At 45.3% G+C, this 21707-nt stretch carries 13 protein-coding genes; 4 read left to right on the top strand and 9 right to left on the bottom strand.

Annotation, left to right across the window (positions count from 1 at the left end):
* Nucleotides 1-154: 154 nt before the first annotated feature.
* From UYC_RS0125205 to UYC_RS0125175, 7 genes are all read right to left on the bottom strand, one after another.
* Complete coding sequence (locus UYC_RS0125205) at nucleotides 155-733, bottom strand: hypothetical protein (protein ID WP_016874522.1); 579 nt, start codon at nucleotides 731-733, stop codon at nucleotides 155-157.
* Between the two features lie 521 nt (nucleotides 734-1254).
* Nucleotides 1255-4002 (bottom strand): cation-translocating P-type ATPase, encoded by a 2748-nt coding sequence (locus UYC_RS0125200; RefSeq protein WP_016874523.1) that lies wholly within the window; start codon nucleotides 4000-4002, stop codon nucleotides 1255-1257.
* Nucleotides 4003-4748: 746 nt separating this feature from the next.
* A complete protein-coding gene (locus UYC_RS0125195; protein ID WP_016874524.1) occupies nucleotides 4749-6683 on the bottom strand; it encodes a hybrid sensor histidine kinase/response regulator in 1935 nt (644 codons plus the stop codon).
* Nucleotides 6684-6939: 256 nt separating this feature from the next.
* Nucleotides 6940-8940: an ATP-binding protein gene (locus UYC_RS0125190; RefSeq protein WP_016874525.1), complete on the bottom strand. Its 2001-nt coding sequence runs from the start codon at nucleotides 8938-8940 to the stop codon at nucleotides 6940-6942.
* A gap of 314 nt (nucleotides 8941-9254) precedes the next feature.
* A complete protein-coding gene (locus UYC_RS0125185; protein ID WP_016874526.1) occupies nucleotides 9255-9665 on the bottom strand; it encodes a response regulator in 411 nt (136 codons plus the stop codon).
* Nucleotides 9658-12027, bottom strand: coding sequence for a PAS domain S-box protein (locus UYC_RS0125180; RefSeq protein ID WP_016874527.1), 2370 nt, complete (start codon nucleotides 12025-12027; stop codon nucleotides 9658-9660). Before UYC_RS0125180 ends, UYC_RS0125185 begins: the two co-directional genes overlap by 8 nt.
* A 92-nt stretch (nucleotides 12028-12119) precedes the next feature.
* The gene (locus UYC_RS0125175) at nucleotides 12120-12563 is read right to left on the bottom strand and encodes a response regulator (protein WP_016874528.1); all 444 of its coding nucleotides are present in this window, start codon (nucleotides 12561-12563) and stop codon (nucleotides 12120-12122) included.
* Nucleotides 12564-12778: 215 nt separating this feature from the next.
* Here UYC_RS0125175 and UYC_RS0125170 point away from each other — a divergent pair, with 215 nt between their 5' ends.
* The 4 genes from UYC_RS0125170 (at nucleotide 12779) to UYC_RS0125155 (ending at nucleotide 17807) form a co-directional block, all read left to right on the top strand.
* Nucleotides 12779-13870 carry a DNA polymerase III subunit delta gene (locus tag UYC_RS0125170; protein WP_016874529.1) on the top strand — a complete coding sequence of 364 codons (1092 nt, stop codon included), beginning with the start codon at nucleotides 12779-12781 and terminating at the stop codon, nucleotides 13868-13870.
* A 358-nt stretch (nucleotides 13871-14228) separates the two neighbouring features.
* Nucleotides 14229-15956 (top strand): glycoside hydrolase family 15 protein, encoded by a 1728-nt coding sequence (locus UYC_RS0125165; RefSeq protein ID WP_016874530.1) that lies wholly within the window; start codon nucleotides 14229-14231, stop codon nucleotides 15954-15956.
* Nucleotides 15957-16291: 335 nt separating this feature from the next.
* Nucleotides 16292-17305, top strand: a complete 1014-nt coding sequence (locus UYC_RS0125160; RefSeq protein ID WP_016874531.1) for a zinc-dependent alcohol dehydrogenase family protein — start codon at nucleotides 16292-16294, stop codon at nucleotides 17303-17305.
* Between the two features lie 121 nt (nucleotides 17306-17426).
* The gene (locus UYC_RS0125155; protein WP_235082942.1) at nucleotides 17427-17807 is read left to right on the top strand and encodes a GNAT family N-acetyltransferase; all 381 of its coding nucleotides are present in this window, start codon (nucleotides 17427-17429) and stop codon (nucleotides 17805-17807) included.
* Here UYC_RS0125155 and UYC_RS0125150 read toward each other — a convergent pair.
* On the bottom strand, nucleotides 17794-19386 hold the full coding sequence (locus UYC_RS0125150) for a hydantoinase B/oxoprolinase family protein (protein ID WP_016874533.1): 1593 nt from the start codon (nucleotides 19384-19386) through the stop codon (nucleotides 17794-17796). The two genes, UYC_RS0125155 and UYC_RS0125150, sit on opposite strands and share 14 nt — an antisense overlap.
* 117 nt (nucleotides 19387-19503) lie before the next feature.
* On the bottom strand, nucleotides 19504-21603 hold the full coding sequence (locus tag UYC_RS0125145) for a hydantoinase/oxoprolinase family protein (protein ID WP_016874534.1): 2100 nt from the start codon (nucleotides 21601-21603) through the stop codon (nucleotides 19504-19506).
* Nucleotides 21604-21707 lie beyond the last annotated feature (104 nt).

The raw sequence follows: 21707 nt of genomic DNA, 5'->3' as shown, positions 1-21707 counted from the left end.
TTAATGGATTGCCTCAGCTGGGAGTGGGGATCGGGGATTGGGGAATGTGGGGAGTGTGGGAAGCGGTTTCTCCCCCATCTCCCCCATCTCCCCCATCTTCCCTCCCCCCTCTCATCCCAGCCCCTAGTCCCTAGTCCCTAGCCCCTAGCCCCCTTTACTGAGTTAATCCTTCAAACATACCCCTAACAGCAGCGACAGCATCTTGAGTTCGCGCCCAAACACTCTGATCGGGATCTTTACCTGTAAGTTCTCGCGTACCCAATACTTCCATTACTCCTTTCAATTGCTCTTGATGAGCGCGATTTTTAAAGTTCACTTGATTTAAGGAACCAATTGCCTCTTTTACATCTTCACCAACCACTTGAGATGCCTTGTGGACAATCAAGCCAGTCATCACGGCTTGGTGCTTGATCCGTTCGTAAGCAGAAACTTTTTGATACAACGTCAACTCAGTTCCATCCATCAAACGGTTCACTTGATCTATATACTGCCGGATATTGTCTCTAGGCTGAACTGAACCACCATCAAACTTAGCGAGCACTTCCTGAATAACTGCAAGATTTTCTCGATCATCTCTGATAAAGTCATTCAAGCGATCGCTAATCTCGGTATCGCCACTCACAGCAGGCTGTAATTTTTCTTCGGTAGCAATTAGCAACTCTTGTAGCGCTTTGAGATCTGCAATCTCCATAGCGATCGCACTACGCTTTGTGTCATCCAAAGTCGCAACCATAGTGAATTTTCCTCAAATCAGAAGCAAACAAGATTAATTTTTTATTAGTTATTTACTCTTAGTATCTCTCTTGAGATATATTATCATTTATTTTTTAAACTTATTGCTTGGAACGTAAGTGATAACGCAAGTATTCGGCTCAATCATTCCTAAATCAGGTGACTTGTGGATTTACTTCACCAACTGCAAGCTCCCCGACTTCTAATGAAGAGCCAGGGAGTTGTGTTGCAGGACTTACGCACGAGTTATGGAATAATAAACCGCAGAGAAGCCAGTGCGCCCTTGCGGGTTCCCCGACTTGTAGCAACTGGCGCGACGCAGAGAGCACGGAGTCAAGAGGATTTTAGAGAGATTTTGCGTAAGTCCTATTGAGTTTATTGGTGTTGACTTACTTCTTGAGAAGTTTTAACAAGAAGTTAGGTAGAAATCAGGAGCTATTTTGAGAATTGGCGTGCATAGGCGGGGAAAATAGACAGCCAGGAGGCAGAAGTCGGAAATGAGGAGGAATTCTGGATTTTGATTTAATTTGGTGGATCAATTTTATTAACGATCGCAGCCCAAACGATCATCGGTGAACCTACAGCCAAACAGAACAACCACTGTTGGAGAGTTAACGGTGCTGTTTCAAACACGTGATTAATCAATGGCACATGAGCAAATACAATCTGTAAAGCGATCGCTCCCACAATTCCCAGCCCAATTGCGGGAATATCCACATTTTCTTGGATCGTGCCATCCATCTTGGCAATTAAATTCGGAATTAATTGGCTAATACTCAATAGGTAAAAAATTCGTCCCGCAATTAAGGAATTAATCGCCATTGTTCGTGCTAAATCAACGTTACCTGTAGTTTGGCGAATATACTCAAAAACACCAAATATCACAATCCAGTTAAACAGAGAAATTGCTAAAATTCGCTTGATTCTACTACCAGATAGCAATGGTTCATTGGGGCTGCGTGGTGGCTGTTTCATCACGTTTTGCGGCTTTGGCTCAAAGGCTAAAGGCACTGTCATGGTGATGGAATTGATGACATTCAACCAAAGAATTTGTAATGACAAAATTGGCAAATCTCTAGCTAACAATGTGCTTAACAAAACTGTCATTGATTCTCCACCATTAACAGGGAGAATAAAGCACATAGCTTTCAAAAGATTTTTATAAACAGCGCGCCCTTCCTCAACCGCTGCTTCAATAGAGGCAAAGTTATCATTAGTAAGCAGCATATCAGACGCTTCTTTGGCAACTTCTGTACCAGCGCCGCCCATTGCAATACCAATGTCTGCTTGCTTTAAGGCAGGGGCGTCGTTAACACCATCCCCTGTCATGGCGACAATTTCGCCTTTTGACTGCAAAGCTTCCACCAAACGCAACTTTTGTTCTGGTGCAACGCGAGCGAATACTACACCCTCTTCTGCTACTTGGGCTAGTTCCTGGCGATCCATCTTTGCTAGTTCTGCACCAGTAAAGGCTAGAATCGAGCCATTTTTATGAATTCCCATGCGGCGAGCGATCGCTTGGGCAGTCACAGCATGATCGCCCGTGATCATCTTGACTTGAATTCCTGCTTCTTGACAAGCTTGCACTGCTTTAATTGCACTTGCGCGTGGTGGATCTATCATCCCTTGCAATCCCAAGAAAATTAAACCAGTCTCAATATCAGGATGATCCACCGTCATTTGCTCATTGCTGACTGACTTTTTCGCCAACGCCAGCACTCGCAACCCCTGCCGCGCCATAATATTTACTTCTCGTTCGATAGTTGTTTGGCGTAGAGTTTCTACACAATCTATCGGGCGGGGTTGTCCATCAGTATTCAACATCAAAGTGCAGCGTTTGAGAATTGCCTCTGCCGAACCCTTAACATAAATACTTTTACCTCTGGAAGTCTCATGCAAAGTTGCCATGTACTGGTAATCTGACTCAAAGGGAATCGCATCCAACCTTGGCATTTGTCTTGCTAAGTTAGATTGACTAAAACCCGCCTTATTCGCAGATATAATTAACGCTCCCTCTGTCGGATCGCCAACTACTACCCATTTGCCGTTTTTATTTTCCATGTGGGAATCATTGCACAACAATCCAGCAAACAGACATTCCTGCAAACCTTTATCACTGTTTAAATCAACTGGTTTGTCATCTTGAAGTATTTCTCCTTGCGGTTCGTAACCAATACCAGTGACAGTATACTGATGCCCTCCTGCATAAATTGCTTGTACTGTCATCTGATTTTCTGTGAGAGTGCCAGTTTTATCAGAACAGATCACAGTCGCGCTTCCCAAAGTTTCTACTGCTGGCAATTTCCGGATAATGGCGTGCCGTTGTGCCATGCGGGAAACACCGATGGCTAGCGTTACAGTTACTACCGCTGGTAACCCTTCTGGGATCGCACTGACGGTTAACGCTACAGCTGCTTCTAAGGCATCTTGCAAATTTCTATGGCTGAGTCCTACCACAAAAGTCAGACTCGCTAGCCCCAAAACCACACGCAGCCAACTCTGGCTAAATTTATCAAATTTTCTAGATAAGGGAGTAGAAAGGTTGGTATGTTGCTCCATTAACTGAGAAATTCGACCTGTTTCAGTCTCGTTCCCAGTAGCAACTACTACACCTATAGCTTGACCAAAGGTGACAAAACCACCCGCGTAAGCCATATTCTTACGCTCTGCGAGAGGGGTTTCTGCTTTTAAAGATTGAGTATTTTTTTCTACCGCTACCGATTCGCCAGTCAGTGCCGACTCATCTACTTGTAAATTTCGTGCTTGTACTAACCGTAAATCTGCTGGTACTTTATCACCAGAAGCAAGTAATACGATATCACCAGGAACCAAATCTCGTGAAGGGATGCGTAATTTTTGACCATCGCGAATAACTGTTGTTTCCGTAGTAATGGCTTGAGCTAGTGCCGCGATCGCTCCTTCGGCTTTTGATTCTTGGATAAATCCAATCATTGCGTTGGTGGTAGTGACGCCCCAAATTACCCCTGCATTCACAAAACTACCAGTAATTGCTTTCACTAAACCTGCACACAGCAAAATAATCAACAGTGGCTGGTTAAATTGCAGGAGAAATTTCAACCACCAAGGTTTACTTTTCTTCCCAGTCAGTTCGTTAGCACCAAAATCAGCTAATCGCTGTTCTACTTGTGCGCTGCTCAAACCTTTATCTAAATCTGTTTCCAGGCAGGCGATCGCTTGTGCTATTTCCATCGCGTGCCAATCCTGGGGCTGCTCCTGTGGCAGTGCGACTGCAGATATAGTTTGAACCATGATTAAATTCTTTTTAAATCGTGTTATTTATGTTCTAACACTTTTTTTTAGTGCTAAATCAAAATTCACACTAATAATATTGAATGAAAACCATAATCTCTTTACAATAGTTGCTAAAATTAGTGGCGTGGCAAGTAGCCGCTTGGAGCATCTACAAGGAGGACATTGCCGACGACAGTCGCCACCTTATACGGGAAGCGGCCTTATTTTTGTGAGCCGATACATTCACAATGCGAGTCATGCATTCACAATGTATGCCGATACATTCACAATGCGAGCCGATACATTCACAATGCGAGTCATGCATTCACAATGTATGCCGATACATTCACAATGCGAGTCGATACATTCACAATGCGAGTCGATACATTCACAATGCGAGTTATGCGTTCACAATGTATGCCGATACATTCACAATGCGAGTTATGCATTCACAATGTATTAGCGTGACAAGACTAAATTTGTGCATTATATTTTGTAGGTTGGGTCGAGTGTACGAGACCCAACATCTTGATTCATGTTGGGTTGCGCTGCGCTTAAACGCCAGGTGACGCCACTTGACGCCAGTCGCTACAACGCGGGGAACCCGCGCAACGCGCTGGCTCCTTTATGCCGGGGAACCCGTCCACCGCAATGGCTCCTTTATGCCGGGAAACCCGTCCACCGCACTGGCTCCCCAACCTACACATAATGCACTATTTTAGCTGTGTCAATCCACTAAACTCTTTTTTTAACCTTTGCGAAGGTTATTTAACTTTAACGCCTTGCCAAAGTTTGATCGCGATTGCGACTAATTGCTCTGGATCGATGGGCTTAGTGAGATGGTGCTGAAATCCAGCGGCAAACGCATCAGTCTGATCTTCTAATGTAGCGTAGGCTGTAAGGGCGATCGCCGGAATCTCTCCTCCCTTTTGAGGCGGTAGGGCACGGATTTTACGCATGAGGGAGTAACCATCTTCTGTTGGCATTCCAATATCGGCGATCACTAAATCGGGTTGAAACTGCTGCAATACATCTAAGGCTTCACGGGCGGATGCAACTGTCATCACCACTGCCTCATACTGTTCAAAGATGATAGCTACCAGTTCACGGGAATCGATATCGTCATCTACTACCAAGATTTTCATTCCGGTTAATGAACTGGGCGCCAAGGAGGCAGAAAAGAGGGGTAAGCCTTCTGTTTGGGTACTACCATTCTCTTTGAACGATGGCAAGAGCACTGTAAAAGTCGTGCCTTGTCCTTCGCCGGGGCTATCGGCTTGAATCTGTCCGCCGTGCAGTTCCACCAATTGCCGCACAATTGCCAATCCCAGTCCTAATCCTGTATAAGAACGAGTTTTGCTGGCATCTGCCTGACGAAATCTTTCAAAAATGTGGGGCAAGAAGTCGGCTGAAATGCCTTTGCCCGTGTCGCTGACTTGAATCCGTACCTGTTCATCTGCCCGATCTAGGCGAACAGTGACTTGTCCTCCTTGAGGCGTGAACTTAATTGCGTTGGAAAGCAGATTCCAGATGATTTGGTGTAGTCGATTTTCATCGCCCAAAATAAATTCAATCGTGGAATCGAGATCTAGCTCTAGGCGAATCGATTTAGCCTCTGCAGAGAGCCACACGGTATTAATCGCATTTTCAATCACCGATACAAGATTAACGGGCGCGATTGTTAATTGCATCTGCCCCCGCATCAAGCGAGACATATTGAGCAAGTCTTCTATCAGCTGCTGTTGGCGTTTGGCATTGCGTTCGATTGTGTCTAAATATCGTTTCTGGGCGGCAACATTCAAGTCATGATTCTTCAAAATATGAGACCAGCCTAAAATGGCGTTTAAGGGCGTGCGCAATTCGTGGGAGATTACTGCTAAAAACTCATCCTTGAGTCGGTTGGCTTCTGCTAGCTTTTCGGCGTGCTCTTGCAGTGCCAGTTCCGACTGTTTGCGATCGGTGATATCCAGAGCAACCCCAGTCATCCGTAGCGGTTGAACTGCATTATTCAGAATTAATCGTCCCCTAGAAGCGATCCAGCGAAGTGTGCCATCGGCTAGCGGCACCCGATACTCCACCACAAAATCGGCTCCCGTCTCCAGCGCACTACGGCTGGCTTGAACAATCAATTCGCGATCGCCTGGATGCACTAGTGCCAGAAAAGCATCGTAGGTTCCTGCCAAGCCACCGGGCGGCAGATCGAATAGCTGTTCACCTCCTTCTGACCAAATGATTTCGTTTGTCGATGCATTCCAGTCCCAACTCACCATACGAGCGGCTTTGAGGGCGAGCCGAAAGCGTTCTTCTGCTATTTGCAATTGTTGTCGGATGCGCTGCTTTTCTAAGCTTTCAACAACGGCTCTAGAGAGACGCTCAATTCGTTTGTCTTTGAGCACATAATCGTTCAGCCCTAGCTTCATGCCTTCAACGGCTATTTCCTCATTGCCACTGTTGGTGAACATAATCGCCAGACAATCGGGGTAACGGGACTTAACCGCTCGCAGCACCGCCAGCCCATCGCTCCACAACAATTGGTAATCGGTAATGAGCAAATCAAAATCGCCTACCTCTAGTGCTAGTCCAAATTGTTGAGCATCAATGATTTCCTTGATTTGCACATCTGGAAATGCCCTGCGTAATTCGCGATTAGCAAGGAGGCGATCGTTTGGACTATCATCAATCAGCAAGATGCGAATCATTTTTTTATCTTACAGAGTTGCCTCAGGTAAGTAGGTTATAGTTACCGATGATGCAAGTATGTAGTAGTTTTCAGGTGATTTGCCCTGCCATCTTCCCAACCGAAGAGGAATCGCACCTGCCAAAGTTTCTTAAAATCGGATACTTGGGAAGTTTGCATAAGCTTAACAGTGCAGTGAATTACCTTAAAAATGATGCTTCATAACTGACATTAGACTAAGAGAATTTTCGGTTGCATCTTACTTACGACAGGCTTTTTTAATCTTGCTGCTTTGTGCGGTCATGTTCGAGTAGCTCAAACCAAAATCGGCTGCCTTGTCCCGCTGCCGATTCCACGCCTACTCGTCCTCCCATTCGCTCGATCGCCCGCCGCACCACTGCCAGCCCAATTCCCGTGCCAGGGTAGGAATCTTCCCCATGTAGCCGTTCAAACACTCCAAAAATTCGCTCTTGATACTGTGGCATAACGCCAATGCCGTTATCTTCTACCCAAAGGCGCACGCGATCGCCTCCTACTTCTTTGCTCTGCTTCTGCGTCCACACCCGGACTTGCGGCTGAACGCCCGCAGCGGTAAATTTGATGGCATTTGAGATTAAATTAGAAATAACTTGAACTAGGGTTTGAAAATTTCCTTGCACCGACAGCAAAGGGGCTTCAACTGCGATCTGGGCTTGACGCTCTTGAATTTGCACTTGGAGTTGATCGATCGCATTGGTAACTACCAGGGTAAGATTTACAGGCTGTAACCGCAGATTGCGCCGATTTAAGCGATTGTAAGTCAGTAAGTCTTGCAACAGAGAATCCATCCGCTCGATCGCCTTGATAATGCGGTGAACTAAATCTTGTCCTTGGGAGTCTAGGCGATCGGCATAATCTTCCTGCAAAATCCGGGCAAACCCTTGCACAGCTCGTAGCGGTTCTCGCAGATCGTGGGAGATGGAGTAGGCGTAAGTTTCCAAATCAAGATTGGCTTCTTCCAGTTGTTGGGTGCGATCTTGGACAAGTTGCTCTAACTCTTCGGTGTAGCGATTTAGTTCCTCGCGCAGACGGGCTTGCTGCACAGCAATGGCTAACTGATTGGCAATTTCTGTGATAATTTCCATGTCATCATCAGACAACGAACCAGGCTCAGAAAAGCCCAAACCGAGGATTCCCGCCATTTGCCCTTCAATTAAGATGGGAATGCTGACTAAGCTGCAAATGCCTTGCTCAACCAACCGTTGCAGGGTGGAACTGGAAAACTGAGTTAAGTCCAACTCGATTGCCCTCTGTTCGAGCCAGCGATCGTACTCACCAAATTCGCTCAATGCAAAGCGTTCTCCTTCTCGGAGCGGCGGTTCGCCTTCAGAACGCACGGCAAATACAGTGGCTTGTTGAGCATCAAAATCAAACAACGCCACAACCAAAAGCGGCGCTAGCACCAAACCATAGAGCGATTCTAGTGCAGGTTGAGCAATGTTCTGTAGGGTTTCTGCTTGCAGAATCGCCCGATCGAGAGTTTGTAGAAGTTGGAGGCGATCGGCATAGCGTTTGAGCACGGCTTCTGCTCGTTTGATGCCTGTAATATCTTCGGCTAGCCCCTCAACAACCGATTCCCCGTTAATTGTGTTTAAGGTTTCACTGACAAGTAGCCACAGATCGGCTCCTGATGCGGTGGAAAGTTGCACCTGGCGTTCTCGTTTTTGATGAAGAACGAGAGCTTCTGGAGCAGAGAGTAGAGCGGCAGTTTGCCGAGAATCTAGCTCCGACAAGGACTCTACCCCAAACAGTTGCAGAAATGCGCCATTTGCTTCGATCATCTGCTCCCCCTTGGCGCGAAACACACCCACATTCAGTTGATTGAGCAGCGATTGCAGGCGAAATTCAGTTAGCGCTGCTCGGCGTCGTTCCTCGGCTCGTTGCAACGTCACCCGTACTACTGCTGGAATCCGGACAAAGTGCTTGGGAGATTTGAGGATGTAGTCATCCAAGCCGCGCTTCATCGCCTCTACCGCGATCTCTTGCGTTCCGGTATTGGTGAACATGATCACAGGACAGTCGGGATAGCGAGCTTTCACCCTTTGTAGAATCTCTAAACCGTTGCTCCAATGCAATTGATAATCGGTAATCACCAAATCGAATCGATTCATAGCCAAAGTTTGCTCAAAGCTTTCTATATCGACAATTGCTTCAAGCTCTATGTCAGGAAATTCCCGTCTCAGTTCTCGTGCAATCAATAAGCGATCGTTGGCATTGTCATCAATGAGAAGAAGATACATGCCCTCAGTTTAATGTGTTATTTATATGGTGTTTTACAGCTACAGTATTTAGTCAACTGCCTTGGGAAGTAGATAACCCAGATAGTTGATTGTAATTCAATACCGTTCAGTTAAGGTCAGATCCCCCCAACCCCCCTTAGAAAGGGGGGCAAAAGGTGGTTAATTTCCCCTTTTTGAAGGGGAGGCAAAAAGCAGTTCATTTTCTTCCCGCTTTATTGCCGTGAACTAAGGGGGATTTCCGAAAAATCAACATCACTAACTAAACCGAATTGGATTTTAATTTTGCCTAACCACTTAGCAAAAAAGTCAACAACTCAACTTAGCTCAAGTGTTTCTAAAGCCTTCATAAATCGTTCAAGGGTAATCGGCTTAACTAAATAAGCCTTGGCTCCCAGCGCGTAAGCTCGTTCAATGTCTTCATTTTTAGTTGAAGTTGTCAATACTACAACGGCTAGGCGCGGCACCATCTGCTGCTGTAACCACTCCAGCACATCAAATCCGCTTTTACGTGGCATTTTTAAGTCAAGGAGCAAAAGACTTGGCAGTGGAAATCGCGCTCGATCAGCGTAATCCCCTTCTCCTGCCAGATAGGCGATCGCCGCTTCCCCATCTACCACGATCTGAAGCACATGAGAGAAATTGGCTTTCAAAAGTGTCCGCCGCACCAGCAACACATCGCCGGGATTATCTTCTGCCACTAGAACCGTGTAAGCTGGTTTATCCATATTCCGCCCTCCGTAGCTCTAGCCAAAATCGGCTGCCTTGCCCTAGCTGTGATTCCACGCCAACCTGCCCGCCCATCCGCTCAACTCCTTTACGGACGATCGCCAATCCAATGCCTGTGCCGGGGTAGGATTCTTCCCCATGCAGTCTTTCAAATACGTTGAATATGCGTTCATGATAATGCGGATCAATGCCAATGCCGTTGTCTTCTACCCATAGTCGTACCCACTCACCGCGAGGTTCTGCATAAATTCGTACCTGGGGTGAGCGATCGGCAGGCATATACTTAACTGCATTTGTAATCAAATTTGTCAAGACTTGCACCAGTGTCGGATAGTGTCCCATCACATCGGGAAGTGGGCGTTCAACCGTCACCTGTGCCTGGCGCTCTTGTAGCTCCGACGCTAAACGCTCATCGCAGACTTCTGCAATCACTGAGTCTAACCGCAAAGGGCGCAGATTCATCTCGGTTCGACTCAGGCGAGAGTAGCTCAACAGATCCGTAATTAATCTTGCCATCTGCTGTGCCGAACTCACAATGTGCTCGGCATATTCTCGTCCCAGGGGATCTAGTTGATCGCCATAGTCTTCTAACAGAGCTTCGGCTAGTCCTTGCATGGCACGGAGGGGAGCTTGCAAATCGTGAGAGACAGAATATCCGAAGGCTTCTAAACTTTCGTTAGCAGACTGTAGCGCGGCTGTGCGTTCAGCAACTCGCTGTTCCAATTCTGTGGTGTAGGCTTGCAGTTGCTCTCGTAAGCGTGCCTGCTGAATAGCGATCGCCAACTGGTTTGCTACTTCCTGAGCTATAGTTTGGTGCTCAACTGTAAATGTCGTAGGCTGATTGGCAAATAAATTTAGGTCGCCAATCAATTCGCCCTCAACCAGCAATGCCACCCGCAGCATACTCCGCATTCCTTGAGCAAACTGTTGCTCTAGCATGGGTGAGCGACGCAGCATCGAACCCAAGTCCTCAATATACTGAATTGGCTCGCGCTGCTGTAATACCTCAAGCGGCATCAGTTCTGCGATTGGAACCACCGTGCCTGCTTGTTGCCCATCGACTTGTCCTGCCAAAAATTGAGCTTCATTGGTTGCAAAGTTAAACAAAATAACAGCCGCCTGCTGATAGGGAATTAAGCGAGCCAGCCGTACCAACGCTGCATCAGCGATCGCTGTTGTGGAATCTGCTCGCAAAATCGCCCGATCAATTGCTCGTAGAGCTTCCAGCCGTTGGTTGGCGCGGGCAAGATTCACTTCGGCTTGTTTGCGATCAGTAATATCCCGTGCCACCCCAATGAGTCCAATTACTCGTCCTTCAACATCGCGATAGGGATCTTTGGTAGAGAGGTAGGTGTGCACCCCATCGGCTTGAGTGACTTGTTCTTCTATCACTTCTGTCCGCCCGCTAGTCATAATGCGGCGATCGTTTTCTTGCAGCACCGCCGCTTCTTCTGCTGGAAGTAGCTCGGTATCGTCTTTGCCAAGGATCTCGGCTGGCGATCGCCCGATAATGTGGGCAGTAGTTGTGTTGATCAGCAGGTAACGTCCCTGTTTATCTTTAACAAAAACAGCATCATTCGTACCTTCAATCACCGATTGCAGCAGGTTGTAATTTTCCTGCAATGCTTGCTCGGTGCGATGTAGGGCAGTCAAATCGAGCACAAACCCAATCACTTCATCGGCAGTTTCTTCCAGTAGGGCAAGTCCCATCAATACGGGCACGTAAGTGCCATCTCGGTGAATTAAGTTCTGCTGTGCAGGTGGACTGATATGGTTTTGCTGCAATTGCTCAATCCGGCGATCAATCAGCGCTTGCTGGCTGGAGGGTGTCATTCTGTGCCAGTTGAGTTGTCGCGATCGCAAATCTTCCCGCGTGTAGCCTACCATCTGCAAAAAGGCATCGTTTGCATCCCGAATCGAGCCGCTAATCCAGCCGTAGATAATGCCAATGATATTGGAGTCTGTTAAACGACGAAAGCGTGCTTCACTAGTTCGGATATTCCGCTCTGCTTGTTGCCGTGCCGCGTTCATTTCATTGATCAGTAAGGAGACACACACAAATAAACCCAGACGCAAACTGCCTTCCAGTGTGGTGATGGAAAACGACAACACGGGGGCAAGAAAAAAAAAGGCACTAGCTAATCCACCAATGATAGTAGCCAATAACCCTGCTTTACGCCCCCCATATAAGGAACTAAAGACAACAGATGCCAGAAACAGCGTAAAGGTGCCACTGGCAATAAAGGGCGAAAACAGCAATGAAAGCAGTAGCGCTAGCCCACTGGCAATAATAGCAATCCCATAGTCCTTTAGCCTTACGGGACGACGAACAAATTGTCTCCATCTTCGCGGGTGCACCATAAATTCATACAGGCAAGCAAGCTGGTTATCCTGTTACTCTCTTTTAATCTAAATTGTATGCACCGCTACACGTTGAATTTGTTACTTAAAAATTATGCTCTAGAATCAAAAGAAGGCAAAAGCGCCACAATCGATCGCACAGTCTCCACCAAATCTTCCAACCGTAGCGGCTTGACAAAGTACGAATTTACGTGCAATTCCGTTGCTCGCTCAAATTCATCTGGATCGTTGGAACTGCTCATTACCACTACTGGCAAAGGTTGTAGCTCTGGCTGTTGCCGAATCCAGGCTAATAATTCCATCCCGGTGATGCGCGGCATCTTCATATTAGTCATGACTAAATCAGGAAAGGGATAGCGTTGGCGATTGGCATACTCTCTTTCTCCTTGAAGATAAGCGATCGCCTCTTCCCCATTTCTGACAACATAGAGCGCGACGGGTGAATCGAGGCGGCTAAGTGCCCGCTCCACCAACATCAAATCGCTGGTGCTGTCTTCTGCAAGCAGAATCGTTCGTTGTCCAGGATGCGATGCCATTTGAGCTTTCTATGCAGGTTTATTTATAGAATAGGGTGAGTTCGACGAGTTGAAAAAGGTATAAAAAAAGCTGAGACTGTATTCAGAGTTTGTGCTATGTGTTTTCAATAACTAAAAAACTTATAATTATCATCATCCCTCGTAATAGTTACCATCAACAATGAAAGTGAGTATGCTCTCCCTGACGGAAGCTTGAATTCGGAAGGCAAAAACGCGTGAATTTGGAATTGTCTACCCCCTTAGAATTAATTGGGCGCTCGGCAGAATTTCAGCGGATAGTGGAAGTTCTGGCACAGGATGGCGACTTGCTGATTGTGGGAGTACCGGGAAGTGGGCGACGAACTTTAGTCCGAGGGGCAACTTCGGCAGTGGGAGCGATCGCGCTAGAAATAGACTGCATCCGCGCCACAGATGGAGAAAGATTTTTACAATTGCTAGCCGAGGCAATTAATCAAAGCTTTGATGCAGCACAAATCCAAGACTGGGTTGCCAAAAGTTCAGGAGATTTTTTTCGGTTTCAGTGGGAAGAAAACGGCGGTAAACTTTTGCTTGTGCGATCGCTGAACCAAAAGCAATTGTGGCAAGCTTTTGAAATGTTGCTTCAGCTTCCTCAAATGCTAGCCGATGCTCAAGATCGGCGAGTCGTGATGATTTTGCAGAGTTTCCCCCACATCCGTTCCTGGGATCGCAATGGTTTGTGGGAAACCACCCTGAGACGAGAAATTCACAAACAAACTCGTGTCAGTTACGTACTGGTAGCAACTATTGCTGAAACAACTCACCATACAGAAGAAACTAACTATCCAATCGAAACAGTACAGTTAGCTCCCTTAGCCAGAGATGTTTTAGCTGTGTGGGCAAGGGAAATTTTGCAAGCAGTAGGACTAACATTTGATTCTCGCTCCAAAGCTCTGCAACTGTTTTTAGATGCTGTTCAAGGACACATTGGTGATGCGATGTCATTAATTCGCCGCTTGCAAACTTTATGCCGTCCCCATGAATTAATTACTGAGCAAGATGTAGAGCAGGCAATCGAAGCACAGCTCAAAGATTTATCTATTACTTATGAGTCCTTGTTGATGTTACTCCCAGGCAATCAAGTACATCTTTTAGAATGCTTGGCTTGCGATCCCACTGACAAACCCCAAAGCCGAGAGTATATTCAAAAACATGGTCTTTCTCGTGGCGGCAGTTTGCAAGGTGCATTAATCGGACTTCAGCACAAAGGACTGATTTACGGTGCTGAACAACGGTATCAATTGGCATTACCACTACTGGGTTTGTGGTTACGTCGGCGTTTGAGCTAACAGGGATAGGGGATAGGGGACAGGGAACAGGGGATAGGGGACAGGGAACAGGGGATAGGGGACAGGGAACAGGGGACAGATAAAGCAACAGATCCTGATGTAGAGACGTGCCATGGCACGTCTCTACAATGTCTATTTGTCGCATTCTTTTTTCAAATTGGTATAAGAATCTATCTTGAGCTAGGTTTATAAAGAAATGTTAAGAAACAATACTGTTTATATGCTTTGACAAGAGAGAAAAGCTAAGTCACAAAATAGCCATTTTGATAATTTCAGACTTTAGCATAACTCAAACAACTGCGATCGCCTGTTTATTAGCAGGGGCAAGCTCGTTCGATACTCTATTTTTGATAGCAATATGACCAATGACAAATTCCCAGAGATTCGCGATTTAGCAATTATTGGCGATCGCCGTACCGCTGCACTGATTGATACTAAAGGGACTGTTGTTTGGTATTGTCCAGAACGTTTCGATCGCCCTTCGTTGCTAGCTGCACTGCTCGATCCAGAGCGGGGAGGAGCTTGGAGTGTGCGATCGCCTGATACTACTTTTGCCAGTCGCCGTTATTTGGAAGACACTGGAGTATTAGAAACAACCTTCGCAACCACCAATGGTAATTATTGGCAGATTACTGATTGGATGTGCTTAGGAGAAAAGCTGCCACGGGGAATTTGTCGTTTATTTTCACCTGTACCAAACGAGGTGACAGTTACTCTCCAGCCTGCCCCAGACTATGCTCAACATCCGCCAGATCTGCAATATCTTGGTCAAGCAGTACAAATAGATCGGCGCTATTATCTTTATGCTTCTCATCCCCTCATACTAGAAAAAGATTGTATCTACTTCAAAATTTTGGAGGGTGAATCAGGTTGGGCTTTATTAGTTGATGAACAACTCGCCTCTGTCACAATCGAAAAGATAGAGACTTGGCTCGAAATCACTCAGGCTCGATGGCAGAAAATCGCCTCATACGCAATTTACCATGGCCCTTATGAGCGTGAAATTGCCAATTCCCTGCGAGCATTGCGTATGCTCACCTTTGAAGACAATGGCGGGATAATTGCGGCGGCTACCACCTCCCTGCCAGAAGTTGTTGGAGGAGAACGAAACTACGATTATCGCTACGTTTGGCTGCGTGATGCAGGTATGATCGTCAGCGCCCTCATCCGTGCAGGCAGCAATGGTGATGAAGAGCGGCGCTTTCTCGACTATATCTGTGGTTTTGCTTGTAACTCAGATAGTATGCCGCTAAAACCATTCACAACCCTAGATGGAGAACCAGTTCATCTCGAAAAAACCCTAGATTGGGTTGGTTATCGCGGCAGTCAACCCGTTGTAATTGGGAATGCTGCCAATAGCCAATTACAGCTTGATGCTTTCGGTAATGTGCTTTTAGCAGCTAAACTCATTTACAATCGCTTCGACACACGCGAACACTGGTTTTTGATTGAAAAGATAGCCGATTATTTAGTAGAACATTGGAGCGATCCCGATCACGGTTTGTGGGAAGAACAAGTAAAACGTCAGTACACTTCAAGTAAAGTAATCGTTGCTTGCGGTTTGAATTATATTGCCGAGCTTGCCGAAAATGAAGCCCAAGCCAAGCGTTGGCGATCAACAGCACAGGAAATTAAACAGTTTGTTGCCTGTGAGTGTCTAAATTCGGAAGGTGCTTATGCAGCTTTTGCTGGAGGTGAAGCGGTAGACGTTTCAGCAGCACTTTTTCCTGTATGGGGTTATACTGCTGCTGATACACCAGAAATGCTAGCCACAATCAAAGTCTTAGAACGCGAGCTTGCTACTGGTTATTTGTATCGTCGCCACTTAGAGCAATTCGACTCTAAAAAGGAAGGAGCTTTTTTGGCAGGAACCTTCTGGGTAGCGCAGTACTGGGTGATGCGTCGAGATTTTCAACGAGCGCAGGTAATCATAGATGCTGCCTTAGAGTACGCGAACGATCTGGGTTTATTTGCTGAAGAAGCCGATATCAAAACTAAACAAATGTTGGGAAACTTTCCTCAAACCTTCGTTCATGCTGCTTTTATCGGTGCAGTCATTGACTTGAAAACAGCACAAGAGCATTAAGAGGGGATAGGGGACAAGGGATAGGGGACAGGGACAGGTGACAGGGGACAGGGGATAGGGGACAGGGGATAGGGGACAGGGGATAGGGGACAGGGGATAGGGGACAGGGGATAGGGGGGATAGGTGACAGGGGATAGGGGACAGGGGATAGGGGGGATAGGTGACAGGGGATAGGGGACAGAGGACAGGGGTTAACAAGTAAAAATTAACTCCTACCTACTAACTACTGTACGGGCGGGTTTAAAAGATGAATTGTCAGTTTTAACCCAAAGTTAATCCATAAAACCCGCCCCTACTAACTACTAACCACTAACCAATGACTATGGAGTAATTTTATGAAGGTTTACGAACTTCAAAGTAATGCAGGTATTGATGCACTGAAATTAGTGGAACGAGCAGAACCCAAGCCCCAGGCAGGGCAAGTTCTAATTCGGGTGCAGGCTACATCCCTCAATTATCGCGATTTAATGGTTGCAGAAGGAAGCTATGGCTCTGGACTAAAATATCCTCTCATTCCCATGTCTGATGGTGCAGGTGAAGTTGTGGCGGTGGGTGAAGGTGTGACACGAGTCAAAGTTGGCGATCGCGTGGCTGGCATCTTCTTTCAAGAGTGGATCTACGGGCAACTCAACCGACAGAAAATGAAATCTGATTTGGGAGCCGGTATTGATGGGATGTTGGTGGAGTATGTCGTTTTACACCAAGATGGACTAGTAATATTACCTGAACACCTATCCTATGAAGAAGGTGCAACTCTACCCTGTGCAGCCGTTACGGCATGGCACGCGCTGGTAACCAAGGGCAATATCAAAGCAGGTGAGAGTGTATTGTTACTAGGTACAGGTGGAGTATCCATATTTGCCCTTCAATTTGCCAAAATCCATGGTGCGAGGGTGATTATTACTTCTAGCAGTGATGAGAAATTGGCACGAGCGAAAGAATTAGGTGCAGATGAGACGATTAACTATAAAGTCAACCCAGATTGGGAAAAGAAAGTTTATGAAATGAGCGATCGCACTGGTGTAGATCATGTAGTAGAAGTAGGCGGTGCAGGAACTTTGCCAAAATCTCTGCAAGCAGTGCGAATTGGAGGACGCATTAGCTTGATTGGTGTGTTATCAGGTAGAGGAACAGAGGTAGATCCTTTACCAATCCTGTTTAAGAGTTTAACTGTGCAGGGGATATATGTAGGTAGTCGGGAAATGTTTGAGGCGATGAATCAAATATTTTCCCAGCATCAAATTAAACCTGTAATTGATAGGGTTTTTTCGTTTGCTGAAGCGCACCAAGCTTACCGCTACCTCCAAAGCGGCTCTCACTTTGGGAAAGTCGTGATTAAGTGTGGTTAACCAGAATTTAGGAGGCTACAACGAAATGCAAATTGAACCATACGATCCCCGTCAACTTGATGCCGTCATTCGTCTTTCGCTTCGGGCATGGGCTCCGGTTTTTGATTCGCTTCAAAAAGTGATGGATCTTGACGTGTATCATGAATTCTATCCCGATTGGCGTGTAGACCAGCAAAAGGCTGTTGAGAAAGTCTGTGCTGCTGCAGACACAAAAGTGTGGGTTGCGATCGACTCTGGTTCAACCGTGGGCTTTGTAGCCGTGAAACTCCACTCCGAGAGCAAATTAGGAGAAATCTACATGATCGCCGTCGATCCAGACTATCAACGTCGAGGCATTGGCACCGCTCTGGCAGAATTCGCTCTTGATTGGATGAAAGTTGCTGGAATGTCCGTTGCAATGGTCGAAACTGGAGGCGATCCTGGTCATGCGCCTGCACGTTATACTTATGAAAAGCTGGGTTTCAGGATGTTACCAGTCGCCAGGTACTTCAAGAAGTTGTAGGTGCGGAAGGTTTGAAAGCGATCGCACCAAATCCACCACCACCAGGGGTTGCGATCGCAAAAACATCTCCAGCTCGCATCTCGACTGTTGCTGTGCTGTCTAAATTCTCTTGTGTTCCATCTTGACGCTGTACCCAGTTGCGTCCAACTTTTCCAGCTTCCCCGCCATTTAATCCAAAGGGAGAGACACGGCGATGACTAGAAAGAATATTAGCTGTCATGGGTTCAAGAAATTTAATGCGGCGAATCACACCGTTACCACCTGAATATTTTCCTTTGCCGCCGCTACCGAGACGCAGGCAAAAGCTTTCTACTTGTACAGGATAACGAGTTTCTAAGATTTCTGGATCGGTTAAGCGGGAGTTAGTCATGTGGGTTTGAACTGCATCAGTACCATCAAAGTTAGCCCCTGCGCCAGAACCACCGCAGATAGTTTCATAATATTGATAACGCTCATTACCAAAAGTAAAATTATTCATCGTTCCCTGAGAAGCAGCATTTGCACCCAAAGCCCCATATAAAGCATCAACAATGGTTTGCGATGTCTCTACATTACCTGCTACCACTGCTGCGGGGTAGATTGGGTTGAGCATACAGCCTTCAGGAATAATAATTTCTAAAGGTTTAAGGCATCCAGCATTGAGGGGAATACTATCTTCAACTAGAGTACGGAAAACGTATAAAACTGCTGCTTGAGTTACAGCTTTGGGAGCATTAAAGTTACTGTTTAGTTGCTCAGATGTGCCAGTAAAATCAATAATTGCACTGCGATTTTCTCGATTAATTGTCACTTTAACTTGAATTAAAGCACCGCTATCCATTTCATAAATAAATGAGCCATCCTTGAGAACATCAATTGCCCGTCTAACTGACTCCTCGGCATTATCTTGAACAAATTTCATGTAAGCTTGCACTGTCTGAAGCCCATACTGCGAAACCATTTTACGCAGTTCTTGTGCTCCTCGTTCATTGGCGGCAATTTGTGCATTAAAATCAGCGATATTTTGATTGGGGTTACGAGCAGGATAAGGATGATTTAACAGTAACTCTCGAACTGCTGCTTCCCGAAAATGTCCCTGCTCAACTAGAAGAAAATTATCAAATATAATTCCTTCTTCTTCTACCGTAGTACTGTGAGGGGGCATGGAACCGGGAGTAATGCCACCAATATCTGCTTGGTGTCCACGAGCAGCAACATAAAATAGGGGACTAGAGCCTAAAGTATTTTCATTGTCATTCAAAAACACAGGGGTAATTGCGGTGACATCAGGAAGATGTGTTCCGCCATTATAAGGATTATTAGATAGATATACATTTCCCGGTTTTATAGTGTTGCCTTTATTATTAATTAAACTACGAACACTTTCACTCATTGAACCTAAATGTACGGGAATGTGAGGAGCATTAGCGACTAATAATCCAGCAGAGTCAAAAATAGCGCAAGAGAAATCCAAGCGTTCTTTAATGTTCACCGATGCTGCCGTGTTTTGCAGAACAATTCCCATTTGTTCAGCGATAAATTGATAGAGATTTTTGAATATTTCTAAGCGGACAGGATCGGGTTGAGATGTAGTGTGCATTTTTAACTCCTCTTTGATATTTTATTTATGAAATAACACTCTAAAAGTCTCTAATCAACCTATCAAAACAGTGCTTGCTATTTCCGTTTTTTAGAGGAATGAGATAAATTTCGTTACTTAACATGAACGCTGTAGAATCAAATGATTACGCTCATTTAATCTGGCTTGCCAGTTAGGTTCAACTACAATTGTGCTAATTTTTTCGACAATGATAGCCGCACCATAGATCCAATCTCCCGGTTGTAAATCTTCCCGGCGATAAACTGGTGTATCATGCCATTGATCAGCAGTAAACATCTTAACTATTTCCACTGGTTGAGGTGTTAATTCTATAGGGCGAGTACGAGTAATTAAAGGTTCTTCAGGAGTATCCATTTTCTGAATTACCTCCACTGCAATCGACTCCACAATTAAGGGTTTTTCTGCCTGAGCAAAACCATAACTAGATTTATGTTTATCGGCAAATGCTGTTTGCATTATCGTTATATCTGCATCAAAATCAACGCTTAAAGTAGAAATTGTTCCTTCATATTTCAAATTTAATTTTTGAATTACTTCTGCGGCTACGCTACTTTCAACTTGACTAAGTTCACTTCTAGCTTCGGTTTCCAAAGTTTCCATTAATTGCATTAATTGAGGAATTAATGCTGGATTTAAAGGCTGCTCTACTCCTCTAACTCTGGTGGCTCTCACATCAGCTAATCCCATACCGTAGGCAGAAAGAACACCAGCATAAGGGTGCAAAAATATCTGCTTCATACCTAAAGTATCAGCAATTAAACAAGCTACTTGTCCGCCTGCACCACCAAAACAACAAAGTACATATTTAGTAACATCATAACCTCGTTGCAGACTGATTTTTTTAATTGCATTTGCCATATTTTCGACAGCAATAGCAATAAATCCTGCTGCTACTTGTTCGGGAGTACGATAATTTCCTGTAACTGAGGCAATCTCTTGGGCTAATTGGTTAAATTTCTCTAAGACAACATTTTTATCTAAAGGTAAATTGCCATCACTTCCAAAGACAGATGGAAAATATTGGGGATGAATTTTACCTAACATTACATTAGCATCTGTCACCGTTAAAGGCCCGCCCCGTCGATAACAAGCAGGGCCAGGATTTGAACTAGCCGATTTCGGCCCGACACGATAGCTTGAACCATCGAACATCAAAATTGAGCCACCACCAGCTGCAATCGTATTAATTGATAATACGGGAACTCGCATTCGTGCCCCAGCAATTTCCAAATCTAATTGGCGTTCATACTCTCCTTTAAAATGGGCAACATCTGTACTTGTTCCCCCCATATCAAAGGTAATTACTAAATTAAAACCTGCTCTTTTGCTAGTTTGCACTGCACCGACAATACCACCAGCCGGGCCACTTAAAATACTATCTTTTCCCTGAAACTGTTCGGCTGCTACCAAGCCTCCGTCAGATTTCATAAACATTAATCTGACGTTAGGTAATTGACTTGCTACTTGGTTAACATAGCGGCGCAAAATAGGAGTTAAATAAGCATCTACAACAGTTGTATCTCCTCGACTCACCAATTTCATTAAGGGGCTAACTTGATGAGATACAGAAATTTGTGTAAAGCCAATTTCTTGAGCAATTGTGGCTACTTGTTGCTCGTGTTTGGGGTAGCGATCGCCGTGCATAAATACAATTGCACAACTACGAATTCCTGTATGATAAACTGCTTGTAAATCTTGTTTTACTTGTGCAATATTAACAAGTTTTAATTCATTGCCATGAGCATCATAGCGTTCGTCTACTTCAATGACTTGTTCATAAAGCATCGTTGGTAAAATGATGTGACGAGCAAAGATATCAGGACGGTTTTGGTAACCAATCCGCAACGCGTCTTTAAATCCTTTCGTAATAATTAATACTACTCTATCTCCTTGCCTTTCTAACAGTGCATTAGTTGCAACTGTTGTCCCCATTTTGACTACCTCTATCGAGGTATAGGGAATAGGTTGATAATTTTTTAACCCAAAAATATCCCGAATTCCCTGAATAACCGCATCTTGATATTGTTCAGGGTTTTCAGATAGTAATTTGTAGACTATTACCCATTCTTGATTAGGTACAGGCACGATTAAAAACCGTTCCTGATGTTTTGAGAGCCTATCTATAATAGTCTGCTCATCTGTCACAGCAACAATATCTGTAAATGTGCCACCTCTGTCTGCAAAGACTTTTAACATAGTTCGATTTCGTCTATTAACTAAAAGTAGAGTAGCAGTTATGTTTGGAATAGTTCTACTTACAGCGGTTTTCTGTAAGGTGGGCATTGCCGTCAAAGCCTATT

It is taken from the genome of Chlorogloeopsis fritschii PCC 6912, from assembly GCF_000317285.1.
Taxonomy (GTDB): domain Bacteria; phylum Cyanobacteriota; class Cyanobacteriia; order Cyanobacteriales; family Nostocaceae; genus Chlorogloeopsis; species Chlorogloeopsis fritschii.
Note: the sequence above shows the minus strand (reverse complement) of the source record. Positions and strands in the feature narration are given on the sequence as shown.

Excerpts from the sequence above, each read along its gene's own strand:
- UYC_RS0125205 (WP_016874522.1), bottom strand. The coding sequence starts at position 733 with ATGGTTGCGACTTTGGATGACACAAAGCGTAGTGCGATCGCTATGGAG.
- UYC_RS0125200 (WP_016874523.1), bottom strand. The coding sequence starts at position 4,002 with ATGGTTCAAACTATATCTGCAGTCGCACTGCCACAGGAGCAGCCCCAG.
- UYC_RS0125195 (WP_016874524.1), bottom strand. The coding sequence starts at position 6,683 with ATGATTCGCATCTTGCTGATTGATGATAGTCCAAACGATCGCCTCCTT.
- UYC_RS0125190 (WP_016874525.1), bottom strand. The coding sequence starts at position 8,940 with ATGTATCTTCTTCTCATTGATGACAATGCCAACGATCGCTTATTGATT.
- UYC_RS0125185 (WP_016874526.1), bottom strand. The coding sequence starts at position 9,665 with ATGGATAAACCAGCTTACACGGTTCTAGTGGCAGAAGATAATCCCGGC.
- UYC_RS0125180 (WP_016874527.1), bottom strand. The coding sequence starts at position 12,027 with ATGGTGCACCCGCGAAGATGGAGACAATTTGTTCGTCGTCCCGTAAGG.
- UYC_RS0125175 (WP_016874528.1), bottom strand. The coding sequence starts at position 12,563 with ATGGCATCGCATCCTGGACAACGAACGATTCTGCTTGCAGAAGACAGC.
- UYC_RS0125165 (WP_016874530.1), top strand. The coding sequence starts at position 14,229 with ATGACCAATGACAAATTCCCAGAGATTCGCGATTTAGCAATTATTGGC.
- UYC_RS0125160 (WP_016874531.1), top strand. The coding sequence starts at position 16,292 with ATGAAGGTTTACGAACTTCAAAGTAATGCAGGTATTGATGCACTGAAA.
- UYC_RS0125155 (WP_235082942.1), top strand. The coding sequence starts at position 17,427 with ATGGATCTTGACGTGTATCATGAATTCTATCCCGATTGGCGTGTAGAC.
- UYC_RS0125150 (WP_016874533.1), bottom strand. The coding sequence starts at position 19,386 with ATGCACACTACATCTCAACCCGATCCTGTCCGCTTAGAAATATTCAAA.
- UYC_RS0125145 (WP_016874534.1), bottom strand. The coding sequence starts at position 21,603 with ATGTTAAAAGTCTTTGCAGACAGAGGTGGCACATTTACAGATATTGTT.